At 66.5% G+C, this 11,716-nt stretch carries 10 protein-coding genes; 2 read left to right on the forward strand and 8 right to left on the reverse strand.

The genetic code is table 11. From position 1 onward, the window contains the following. Positions 1–12 precede the first annotated feature (12 nt). The 3 genes from QOU61_RS19220 to QOU61_RS19230 form a co-directional block, all read right to left on the reverse strand. A complete protein-coding gene (locus tag QOU61_RS19220) occupies positions 13–1,902 on the reverse strand; it encodes a TRAP transporter large permease (protein WP_289652782.1) in 1,890 nt (629 codons plus the stop codon). Between the two features lie 30 nt (positions 1,903–1,932). Continuing rightward, positions 1,933–2,952 carry a TRAP transporter substrate-binding protein gene (locus QOU61_RS19225; RefSeq protein WP_289652783.1) on the reverse strand — a complete coding sequence of 340 codons (1,020 nt, stop codon included), beginning with the start codon at positions 2,950–2,952 and terminating at the stop codon, positions 1,933–1,935. A 372-nt stretch (positions 2,953–3,324) separates the two neighbouring features. After that, positions 3,325–3,771, reverse strand: coding sequence for a MarR family winged helix-turn-helix transcriptional regulator (locus tag QOU61_RS19230; RefSeq protein WP_289652784.1), 447 nt, complete (start codon positions 3,769–3,771; stop codon positions 3,325–3,327). A 101-nt stretch (positions 3,772–3,872) separates the two neighbouring features. On the opposite strand from QOU61_RS19230, the gene QOU61_RS19235 reads away from it, so the two are divergent. Together QOU61_RS19235 and QOU61_RS19240 are read left to right on the forward strand one after the other, a co-directional pair. Next, positions 3,873–4,520: an FMN-dependent NADH-azoreductase gene (locus tag QOU61_RS19235; protein ID WP_289652785.1), complete on the forward strand. Its 648-nt coding sequence runs from the start codon at positions 3,873–3,875 to the stop codon at positions 4,518–4,520. An 8-nt stretch (positions 4,521–4,528) separates the two neighbouring features. Continuing rightward, a complete protein-coding gene (locus tag QOU61_RS19240) occupies positions 4,529–4,840 on the forward strand; it encodes a DMT family transporter (protein WP_502876966.1) in 312 nt (103 codons plus the stop codon). A gap of 3 nt (positions 4,841–4,843) precedes the next feature. On the opposite strand, the gene QOU61_RS19245 is transcribed toward QOU61_RS19240, so the two are convergent. The 5 genes from QOU61_RS19245 to QOU61_RS19265 all read right to left on the reverse strand — a co-directional run bounded on the left by QOU61_RS19245 (position 4,844) and on the right by QOU61_RS19265 (position 11,656). Next, on the reverse strand, positions 4,844–8,026 hold the full coding sequence (locus QOU61_RS19245; protein ID WP_289652787.1) for an efflux RND transporter permease subunit: 3,183 nt from the start codon (positions 8,024–8,026) through the stop codon (positions 4,844–4,846). Next, on the reverse strand, positions 8,019–8,996 hold the full coding sequence (ihpB, locus tag QOU61_RS19250; RefSeq protein ID WP_289652788.1) for a divalent metal ion exporter adaptor subunit IhpB: 978 nt from the start codon (positions 8,994–8,996) through the stop codon (positions 8,019–8,021). Before ihpB ends, QOU61_RS19245 begins: the two co-directional genes overlap by 8 nt. Further along, positions 8,993–10,267, reverse strand: coding sequence for a divalent metal ion exporter subunit IhpA (ihpA, locus tag QOU61_RS19255; protein ID WP_289652789.1), 1,275 nt, complete (start codon positions 10,265–10,267; stop codon positions 8,993–8,995). The genes ihpB and ihpA overlap by 4 nt, the downstream gene beginning before the upstream one ends. Positions 10,268–10,320: 53 nt before the next feature. Continuing rightward, positions 10,321–10,611: a hypothetical protein gene (locus tag QOU61_RS19260; RefSeq protein ID WP_289652790.1), complete on the reverse strand. Its 291-nt coding sequence runs from the start codon at positions 10,609–10,611 to the stop codon at positions 10,321–10,323. A 238-nt stretch (positions 10,612–10,849) separates the two neighbouring features. Next, a complete protein-coding gene (locus tag QOU61_RS19265; protein ID WP_289652791.1) occupies positions 10,850–11,656 on the reverse strand; it encodes an enoyl-CoA hydratase/isomerase family protein in 807 nt (268 codons plus the stop codon). Positions 11,657–11,716: the final 60 nt, after the last annotated feature.

Consider the following 11,716-nt stretch of genomic DNA (forward strand, 5'->3'; position numbering starts at 1 on the left):
GGTCATCTCCCGTCAAAGGAACCCGATCGAGATCCATGGAAATATCGCAACGATAATCAATCCGATCAGAAGCGCCAGCATATAGCCCCAGATCGGCCGGATCCCTTGCGCCGGATCAACCCGGCCGATGGCGCAGGCGGCGTAATAGCCGACCCCGAATGGCGGGGCGAACAGGCCGATGCCCATGGCGAGGATGATGATCATCGCATAGTGCACCTCGTGGACGCCGACGGCGCGCGCGATCGGGAACAGAAGCGGCCCGAACAGCACGATCGCCGGAATCCCTTCGAGCACGCTGCCGAGGATCGTGAAGGCCGCGATCGAGACCGCGATGAAGGCGGCGCGGCCGCCGGGCAGGCCGGTCATGGCGGTGGCGAGCGCCCGGGAAAAGCCCGACTGCGTCAGCCCCCAGGCCATCCCGGTGGCGGTGCCGATGATCAAGAGGATCGCCCCCGACAGGCAGGCGGTCTCGATCAGCATCGGCATCAGCCGCCGCCAGTCGAAGCGGCGATAGATCAAAAGCCCCACGATCAGGCTGTAGACGATGCCGATGGTGGAGACCTCGGTCGCGGTGGCGATGCCTTCGACCACGGCGTAGCGGATCACGAAGGGCAGGGCGAGCGCGGGCAGGGCGATGACGAAGGCGCGGGCAATCTCGCCGGCATCGGCCCGCTGCACGTCGCTGAGGTCCTCGCGCCGGTAGCGCCACCACACCAGCGCCGACAGCGTGATCGCGAGCACGACGCCGGGCAGCAGCCCGCCGGTGAACAGCGCCGAGATCGACACGCCCGTCACCGAGCCGATCGTGATCAGCACCAGGCTCGGCGGGATGGTTTCGGTCTGCGCGCCGGTGGCCGCGAGCAGGGCGACGAGATCGCCCGGCTTGGCGCCGCGCTGCTTCATCTCCGGAAACAATACCGGGGCGACGGCGGCCATGTCGGCCGCCTTCGAGCCCGAGATGCCCGACACCAGGTACATGGCGCCGACCAGCACATAGTGCAGCCCGCCCCTGACATGGCCAAGCAGGCTCGCCAGGAAACCCACCATGGCCCGCGCCATGCCGGTCATTTCAATCAGGAGCCCCAGGAACACGAACAGCGGCACCGAGAGCAGGATCAGATGGCTCATGCCCTCGTCCATGCGGCCGACCAGCACCATCAGCGGCGTGCGCGTGGTCAGCGCGAGGTAGCCGAAGATGGCCAATCCGAAGCCGAATGCGATCGGCACGCCCGCGAACACGCAGAAGCCGGCGACGCCGACGAAGAAGATCACGAGGTTGAGGTTGCCGAGCGGCCTGAGCCACGGCTGCGCCAGCCAGAACAGGGCGATCACGAGGGCCACGGAGGCCGCCGCGGCCAGCACCGTGCGCATGTCGCCGAAACGGATCAGCCGCAGCACCGCGAACAGCGCCATCAGGCAGACCCCGACCGGCAGCGCGGCGGCGCGCCAAGTATTGGAGATCTGCAGCGCCGGCGTGGTGATGAAGCTCTCCTCATAGGCGTATTCGTAGGATGGCTTCACCACGAGCACGAGGAAGGCCAGCGCCGCGCAGGTCGCGACCAGGTCGAGATAGGCGCGCGTCCGGGCCTGCGCGCCCGCCACCACCGCCGTCATCCGCATGTGCTCGGAGCGCCGGAATGCCACCGCGGCGCCCAGCATCGCGAGCCACAGGAACAGCATCGACGCCAGCTCGTCCGACCAGATCAGCGGCGAATGCAGCCCGTAGCGCGACACCACGCCGGCAAACAGGATCACGATTTCGGCGACGACCAGGATCGCCGCCGGAATCTCGACCAGCATGCCGAGGCCCGCTTCGAGCGCCTCGACCAGGGAGCGGCGGCGAGGGGGCTCGACCGCCCCCTGCACCACCTCGACCACCGTCACCTCTGTTATGTGAGCCATGACGGCCCTCTGCGCTTGAGGCTTTGTGCGCTACGACAGCTTGCCGACAGCCTTCTCGAGCAGCTCCCAGGCGTGCTCGCCGTACTTGCCCTTCCATTCGGCATAGAAGCCCGCCGCGCGCAGCTTCTCGCGGAACGGCGCCACGTCGGGCTGGTTGAAGATCAGCCCCTTGCCGGCGAGTTCCTCCTTCACGGTGGCGTTAAGCTTTTCGGTGTCGGCGCGCTCCTTGACCGCTGCGGCATTGATGTTCTTCGCGACGATCGTGCGGATATCGTCCGGCAGCGCGGCCCAGGCGCGGCGGTTCATCAGGAACCAGAAGCCGTCCCACATGTGGTTGGTCATCGAGCAGTATTTCTGCACCTCGTAGAGCTTGGCTGCCGAGATCAGCGCCAGCGGATTTTCCTGGCCCTCGACCACCTTGGTCTGAAGCGCGGAATAGACCTCGCTGAAATTGATCGAGGCGGGCGAGGCGTCGAAGGCCTTGAACATCGAGGTCCACAGCGGCGACACCGGCACGCGGATCTTGAAGCCCTTGAAGTCGTCGGGTCCGTTGATCGGCTTGGTCGACGACGTGGTCTGGCGAAAGCCGTTGTCCCAGATCTTATCCAGGACCTCGAGGCCAGCCTTGTTGATCTCGCCGCGCACATAGGCGCCGAGTTCGCCGTCCATGGTCTTCCAGACCGTCGGGTAATCAGGGAATGCGAAGCCGATGCCGTTGATCGAGGCCGCCGGCACCAGGGTTGCCAGGATCAGCCCGGACAGCGTGAAGAACTCGACGCCGCCCGAACGCACCTGGCTCAGCATATCCGTATCGGAACCGAGCTGGCTGTTCGGAAAGATCTGCAGGTCGAAGCGGCCATTGGTTTCGGTCTTGATCGCGGCCGCCATTTCCCGGGCGCGCGCGACAAACGGATGCGATTCCGGAAGGTTATTGGCAAACTTGTAGGTAAATTCCGCACTCTGCGCACGTGCCACATGCGGCGCGCCGATGCCGCCCAGAACCGCCGATGCAGCGGAAGCCTTCAACAGCGCGCGTCGGGAAAAATGCATTCGATCTTCTCCTTGGGTTCTTCTTGTTGTCGGCCGCAATCCTATACGGACCGGACGGCGCCCGGTCATCTACGATCTCGCGCGCAACGCTGCTTATGGCAGCGCCGATGGAGGGCCGGCAATATCGGCTTTCGGACAGCAGGTAGCGGGACCGCGACAGCCGGTCTTGGTGCCATTCCCAAGCCGGCTCACGAAAGACCGCTCAGCGCCTTTGCTAAGGCCGTGCAGCAGGAATTTGCGCTAAATATCTGATCTAACTGTACATATAGATATTCCATAATATACCTTATGCGAATCACAGATAGCCGGATAAGGGATGCCGCTGGTGTCTCGGCCGAGCTGCCTGCACCCCAGCAAGCCCTGCAGCGAACCCTACCCGTTGCGCGCAATCAGCTTGTCGAGGACGGCGCCCAGGCTGACAGCCTCGCGGTCGGTGATTGCGCCGCCGACCGCCTCATTGATCACGCGCGCATAGACCGGCCACATGCGCTTACGCAGCGCGCGGCCCTTGTCGGTGATGACGATGAGCTGGCCGCGGCCGTCTTCCTCACGGGCACGCCTGATGACGCAGCCCGCCTCCTCCAGGCGGTCGATCAATCTGGAGATGTTCGACTGCGCGATCAGCATCCGCTGCTGGATCTCGCCCGGCTTCAGGCCCGCATCGCCCACCTGGTCGAGCTCCCACAGCGCGTCGTACCAGGTGTAAGGCGGCAGCTCCGCCTCACGCAGCGCCCGCTCGACCTTGAGCAGCGCGGCCTGCTGGGCTCGGACCAGCCGGATCCAGGCGCCGACGATGGGCTTGCTCGGTTCGTTCTGCATGCCGCCACGACATCACATCCATGCGATCGCATCAAGTCTTGACGCAAAAATATGCGATCGCATATAAATACATGCGAACGCATGAAATGGAGGTTTCGGTCATGGCAAGGCTCCTGGTTGTGGAGGCATCACCCCGCCGCTCAGGCTCACGGTCGACGGACGGCTGCCAGGTGTTTTTGGACGCACTGGCGCGCCAGCGCAGCGACCTCGTGATCGACTGGCTCGACCTTTGGGCGGCTGGTCTGCCCGAATTCGAGCACGCCACCATCGCGGCGAAATATGCCAGGCTCGCCGGCCGCCCCTTCGATGCGGCAGAAGAGAAAGCCTGGGACACGATCGGCGCCATCGTCGGTCAGCTCAAGGCAGCCGACGCGGTCGTGATCGCGACCCCGATGTGGAATTTTGGCATTCCCTACAAGCTGAAGCACTGGATCGACCTGATCACCCAGCCCGGCCTCACCTTCTCGTTCTCGCCCGACATCGGCTACCGGCCGCTGCTGTCAGCCAGGCCGACGCTCGTCATTCTGGCCAGCGCCGGCGATTATTCTGATGGCCCGAGTTTTGGGCGGCCGGATCTCGCGACGCCATACCTGAAGGCCGCGCTCGGCTTCATCGGCTTGGCCGATCCGATCTTTGTACCTATTGGCCCGACCATCGGCGCGGCCGACAAAGTCGAGGCCGGTCGCGAACGCGCCTTGGCGCCTCTCGCAGCGCTGGCGCAGACCTTCATGGGCCGGCGTGCGGCATGAGCGCAACGCTGGGATGGCTGTGCCTGGTGGCCTCGGGCCTGACCGACGTCGCCTGGGCGATCGCGATGAAGAAGGCGGCGGGCTCGGCCCATCATGGCTGGACGTTCGCCTCGCTGGTGCTGCTGGCGCTCTTTGTGCTGTTGCTGACGAAAGCGCTGCAGGTGCTGCCGCTCGGCACCGCCTATGCCGTCTGGACCGGGATCGGCGCCATCGGCACGGTCGGCGCCGGCATCATCCTGTTCGGCGAGCCGGCGACTGCCGCGCGGCTCTGCTTCATCGGCCTCGTGCTCGCGGGGATCGTCGGCCTGAAGCTGACCTGACCGTCATGCCCCTTCCCTGCGCCTTTCACCTCGAAACAGCATGTAGAGCGCCGGGAGCACCAGCAGCGTCAGCACGGTGGAGGAGATGATGCCGCCGATCACGACGGTCGCGAGCGGGCGCTGCACCTCGGCGCCCGCGCCTGACGCGATCGCCATCGGCACGAACCCAAGAGAAGCGACCAGGGCCGTCATCAGCACCGGCCGCAGCCGCGTCGCCGCGCCCTCGCGCACGGCATCGATCACGCTTTTACCGTCGCGACGCAGCCGCTCGATGAAGGCGATGATGACGAGGCCGTTGAGCACGGCGACACCGGAGAGCGCTATGAAGCCGACGCCGGCGCTGATCGACAGCGGAATGCCGCGCAGAAGCAATGCGGCGATGCCACCGGTTAGCGCCAGCGGCACGCCGCTGAAGACGAGCAGCGCGTCGGGCGCCGACCCCAGGCTCATGAACAGCAGCAGGAACACCAAAAGCAGCGCGACCGGCACCACGATGGCCAGCCGGTGCGTCGCCGAGACGAGCTGCTCGAACTGCCCGCCCCAGCCGATCCAGTAGCCCGGGGGCAGCTTGACCTTCTGCGCCACCGCGGCCTGCGCCTCCGCCACGAAGGAGGACAGGTCGCGCTCGCGGACATTGGCGGTCACCACGATCCGCCGCTTGCCGTTCTCGCGGCTGATCTGGTTGGGGCCTGGCCCCGCCTCCACCGTCGCGACCGAGGACAGCGGAACCGATCGCAGCGGCGCGGCCGGCGCGCCGGTCCAGGCCGCCTTGGCCAGATCAGCGGACGCCCCTCCTTCCACAGCAGGCAGCGGGATCGGCAGCGCGCGGATCGCTTCCAGGCTACCGCGCAGGGGTTCGGGAAGCCGGACCACGATGTCGAAACGCCGGTCGCCCTCGAACAGCTTGCCGGCGCTCTTGCCGCCGATCGCGATCTCCACCACGTTCTGCACCTCGGCGACGCTGAGGCCATAGCGGGACAGCGCCTGGCGATCGAGCTTCACGGTCAGGATCGGCAGGCCGGCGACCTGCTCGATCTTGACGTCGGTCGCGCCGCGGATCCTGCGGATCGCCGCCTCGACCTGCACGGCGCCACCTTGCAGGATGTCGAGGTCGTCGCCAAAAATCTTGATGCCGACGTCGCTGCGCACCCCCGAGATCAGCTCGTTGACGCGCAGCTGGATCGGCTGCGAAATCTCGTAATTGCTGCCGGGAATTTCATCGGCGGCCCGCTCGATCGCCTCGACGACTTCCGATTTCGGCTTGCCGGGGTCGGGCCATTCGCTGCGCGGCTTCAACATGATGTAGCCGTCGGTCTGCCCCGGCCCCATCGGGTCGGTCGCGACCTCCGCGGTCCCGATCCGGGTGAAGAACTCCCGCACCTCGGGGATTTCCAACACCCGCCGCTCCAGCGCTTTCTGCAGATTGAGCGACTGGGTCAGGCTCGTGCCGGGAATCCGGATCGCGGCAAGCGCCACGTCGCCCTCGTCGAGGCTCGGGATGAACTCACCGCCCATCCGCGTTGCCGCGACACCGCTCGCCAGCACGATCACCGCGGCGGCAGCGACGACGCTGCGGCGATAGGTGATGGCGCGATCGAGCAGCGGCAGATAGGCGCGCCGCGCCGCCCGCATGAAGATGTTTTCCTTTTCAGCGACGCGCCCCCGCACGACGATGGCGACGGCGGCCGGCACGAAAGTGACCGAGAGCAATGCAGCGCCCGACAGCGCCATCAGCACGGTCGCCGCCATCGGCGTGAACATCTTGCCCTCGACGCCGGACAGCGTGAGGATCGGCAGATACACCACCGCGATGATCAGGGTGCCGAACAGGCTCGGGCCGACCACCTCGGCCGCGCCGCGGCGGATCGTCTGCAGGCGCTCGTCGAGCGACAACGGCCCTCCCCGCGCCCGCTGCGCCTCGGCGAGCAGCCGCAGGCAGTTCTCGACGATGATGACCGCGCCGTCGACGATGATGCCGAAGTCGATCGCGCCCAGCGACATCAGGTTGGCGCTGACGCGGGCTTCGACCATCCCGGTGATCGTGAGCAGCATCGAGAGCGGAATGACGCAGGCGACCGCGATCGCCGCGCGGATGTTGCCGAGGATGAGAAACAGCACGGCGATGACGAGAGCCGCGCCCTCCAGCAGGTTGTTCTGGACGGTGCGGATGGTAGCCTCGACCAGCCGGGTGCGGTCGTAGACGGTGCGCGTGAACACGCCCTCGGGGAGCGATTTCGCGATTTCCGCAAGCCTTGTTGCGACGCGGCGGGCGACGGTGCGGCTGTTCTCGCCCATCAGCAGCATGGCGGTTCCGAGCACGGTCTCCTCGCCGTTCCGCGTCGCGGCGCCCGTGCGCAGGTCCTCGCCCTCGCGGACCTCGGCAACGTCCTTGATGCGGACCGGCACACCGCTGCGCGAACCGATCACGATCGACTGGATTTCGGCGATGCTCGCGACCTGTCCCGGCGCGCGCACCAGATACTGCTCGCCATTGCGCTCGATATAGCCTGCGCCGACATTGGCGTTGTTGCTGGCGAGCGCCGTCATCACGTCGCGGAAGCCGAGCCGATAGGCCATCAGCTTGCCCGGGTCGGGCAGTACGTGGAACTGGCGCTCGAAGCCACCGATGGTGTTGACCTCGACCAGCCCGGGCACGTTGCGAAGCTGTGGTCTGACGATCCAGTCCTGGATCGTGCGCAGGTCGCTCAGTGAAAAGTCCGCACCGTCGGGCGTCTTCGCGCCCGCCTTGGCCTCGACGGTGTACATGTAGATCTCGCCGAGACCAGTCGAGATCGGTCCCATCGCGACCTCGACGCCGGCCGGAAGCTGGTCCTTCGCCTGCTGAATGCGTTCGTTGACGAGCTGGCGGGCGAAATAGATGTCAGTGCCGTCTTCGAAGACGGCCGTGACCTGGCTCAGCCCGTAGCGAGACAGCGAACGCGTATGGTCGAGTTTCGGCAAGCCACCCATCGCGGTTTCCAGCGGAAAGGTGATGCGCTGCTCGGTCTCGAGCGGCGAATAGCCCGGCGCGCGGGCATTGATCTGCACCTGGACGTTGGTGATATCAGGCACGGCGTCGATCGGCAGGCGGGTGAAATTCCACCCGCCGAGCAAGGCGAGGCCGAGCACGACAAGCATCACCAGATAGCGCTGGCGAAGCGCGAAGGAGAGCACGGCGTCAGTCATGCTCCGCCTCGCCCTTGCCCATCTCGGCCTTCACGACAAAGCTGTTTTCCGCCACATAGCGCTCGCCGGCGGAAAGGCCGGCGCGGATCTCGACAAAATGGCTGTCGGCTTCGCCGAGCTCGACCGGCCGGGCCTCGAGCTTGTCGGAACCTTCGCGCACGAAGACGACGGTCTTGTTTTCCAAGGTCTGAACGGCACCCGAGCGCACCGCGACCGGCACGCTGCGCTTGGCGAGCACGAGGCGCGCGGTGACGAACAGGCCCGGACGAAGCCGACCGTCGGGATTGGCGACGACGACGCGCGCGAGCGCGGTCTGGGTTTCGCTGGCACCGACCGGCGCGAGGTAGGAGATGTTGGCCCTTATGTCGCCTGCACCATCGTCCGGATCGATCAGGACCTCGTCGCCGATGCGTACCCGCTTCAGGTCCTGCCGATAGATCGAGAGGTCGACCCAGATCGTCGAGAGGTCGGCGACGACGAAGGCCGGCTTCTGCTCGGAGGCATATTCGCCGAGCGAGATCTGCCGGTCGATCACAGTGCCGCTGATCGGCGCTTTGAGGTCATAGGCGGTGAGACTCTGGTTGCTCTCGATCGAAGCGAGCTGGTCGTCCTTGACGACCGCGTCGCCGATCCGCTTCCTGATCGCGCGCACGATGCCGTTGAAGCGCGGTGTGACCTGGACCACGGCCTCCTGGTTGGCGCGCAGCACACCGTTGAACGACAGCGTGTCGCTCAAGGTCGCCGCCGCGGCCTCCGCGAACACCGCGCCGGCGGCCGCGAGCTTGACGTCACTGATCAGGATGCGCTCGGCGCCATGCTCGTCCTGCTCGACATGCGTGTTCGGCTGCCGATCCTCCTTCTTGTCGACGCGCTCGGGCGCCTCGACAGGCGCGGGCGCGAGCAGGCGCTGCCCATAGGCCCCTGCCGCCAGCGCAACCAGCACCGCGATGATCGTGTTGGACGTCTTCATCGGGAACCCTCCCGAGTGAGAGAAAAGGGATTGCCGACCAGCCCCTCGATGGTGGCGACCGCGACATGGAAATTCTGCTGCGCTTCCTGCTCGCGCAGCCGCGCTTGCGCGACACTGGCCTGCGCGTCCAGCACCTCGAGCAGCGAAAAGCGCCCCTGCCCGTAACCCTCAGCGATCGCATCCGCCGCCTGGCGTGATTTCGGAATTGCCTGCTCGCGCAGAACCTTGAGTTCGCGCAGCGAACCCTGCAGCGCGTCATAGGCGCGGCCCGCGAGCACGATCAGCGCATTGCGGTTCGTCTCGCGTTCGGCGCGCGTCCTGGCGAGGCTTTCCTGTGCGGCGGCTATATTGCCCTGGTTCTGGTCGAAGATCGGGATTGGCACCGAGACCGACAGCCGCACGGCATCGTCGCGCGTCTCGCTGAAATGCCGCCATCCGGCGCCGATCCTCACGTCCGGATAGGGTTTCAGCCGCGCCAGCAGCAGTTCGGCATTGCGCTGGGCATAGACCGCGGTCCAGCGCGCGAGTTGCGGATTGGCGTCGATCGCAGCCACCACGGTTGCGAACGAGGACGGACGCCCGGTCGCATCGAGCAGTCCGCCGACGGAAGCGAATTTCGGCTGCGCGTCGCCCATCAGCACCGCGAGCTCGCGCCGCGCGCTGGCGAGCGCCGCGCGGCTGCGTTCGAGGTCCGCCTTCACCAGCGCCGAGGCCACCTCGGCCCGTCCGGTCTCGGCGGGCGACGACGCGCCGGCATCGACACGCCGCTGCAACAGCGGCGTCAGGCGATCGATGGCGGCGACCTGCTCCTCCAGGATCTGGATCCGCCGCTGCGTGCCGAGCACGCCGACGAAGGCGATGGCGGTTTCCGACAGCACTTCGAGCCGCACCGCCTGGCGCTGGATCGCGGCCGCCTCGACACCGGCTTCGCCGGCCGCAATTCGCGCGTCGCGCTTGCCGAACAGCTCGACCACCTGGCTGATCTGCAGTGTGGTCTCGGCCGCGCGGGTGCCGCGATGGATGCCGGAGCCGAAGGAATTGTCCTGTTCGTATGATAGTTCGGGGTTGATGAGCGCGCCGGCCTGCCGGCGTTGGCCGGACGCGACGCCGATATCGCGCTCGGCGGCGCTAAGCCGCGGGCTGGCCGCGAGCGCGCGCGTGAGCGCCGTTTTCAGCGTCAGGGTTTGCGCATGCGAGGTACCCGCCATGTGCGGGGCCGCCAGCACGGCCAGCACGCACGCCATGCGCGCGGCAAAGCCTTTGACAGTCATGATGGACCTGAAGTTCGAAAGCGTTCGGGCGCATTCGCGCCCGGCGGATCAAATCAGGTCAGGTGTTTTGGCGGGGGCGTATCGATCCCCACCGCATGCTCGCCCTGTTGCGCGCGCGGCTGCGGCAGCATCACTGCGTCAGGCTCGACCAGGGCCGCTGCCACAACCGGCGCCGGCATCGTCACCTGGAAGCAGCCGTGACAGTGATGCTCGGCGGCCAGCCCCCTGGCGCCATGGTCCGCATCCTTGACGGGTGACATTGCTACCGCGGCGCTGCCCAACGGACTGCTTACGTCGATCTCGCAGACGCCATGCAGCGCGCCGGCGAAAAGATACATGACCATCACGAATCCAGCCGCAATCCGGCGCAATGGGCGCAGGTGGCGGGCGCGGAATATGGTGGCGAACGGCGTCACGACGGCCCGACTAGCATGGTCCGGCGCCGCAAGTCGATGCGCAATAATGTAACATCAACAGGCCACTACAGCGTGGTGGCACTAAGTCGAATCGCTATCGCGCTTTAGCTCGTTGTTTGCGCATGATCTTTTCGGAAAGCCGCTGCGCACTTTTCCGGATCATGCGCTAGCGTCCCCTGAAGCGCGCCTTGCGCTTGCCGAGAAAGGCTTCCACGGCTTCCCTGTGATCATCGGTCTGGCTTGCGAGTGCGAACTGATCGACATCCATGTGGCTGGCCAGATCGTCGAGCGCGTGCGCGATCCGGTTGACGGTCAACTTCGTCATCGCGACCGAGATCGGCGGCTGTCGCGCCACCTTTTCCGCCAGCAGCATCGCCGCCGCGAAGGCCCCGCCGGGTTCCGCGACTTCCTCGACCAGGCCCCAGTCATGAGCCTGCTCGGCCGAAATGCGCTCATCGGCGAGGATGACCGCCTGTTTCGTCCGCGCCGGTCCCATCAAGTGCAGCATGCGCGGCACGCTCTGCCAGCTCATGTTCATGCCGAGCCCGATCTCGGGCACGCGCAAATGTGCGTTGCGCGCCATCACGCGGAAATCGAGCGCGACCGCAAGCGCGACGCCACCGCCGATGCAGAAGCCCTCGATCGCGCCGATCGTGACCTGCTCCATCTCCTGCCAGGCTCGCGTCAGCCGCGGCCCGAGCTTCAAATGCCGGCGCAAGGAGCCGATATCCATGGTCCGGCGCGAGCGGCCCTCGGGGTCCTTCAGGTCGAAGCCGGCGGAAAACGCCTTGGCGTTGCCGGCGAGCACGACCACCGAGGTGTCGCCGTCATCCTCGAAGCTGCGCGCGGCCGTGGTGAGCTGCCGCATCGCCTCCGGCGACAGCGCGTTGATGCCGTCGCCGCGGTCGAACCGCGCCACCGCGATCCGTCCCTCCGGGCCAAGCCCCTTTTCGATCGTCACGAAATCCGGCATCGGCCGCCTCCCCTGCTTTTTTCGAACGTTAGCGCACAAAGCCCGTCGCGAACATGTGTC

This window comes from Bradyrhizobium sp. NP1 (genome assembly GCF_030378205.1).
GTDB lineage: Bacteria > Pseudomonadota > Alphaproteobacteria > Rhizobiales > Xanthobacteraceae > Bradyrhizobium.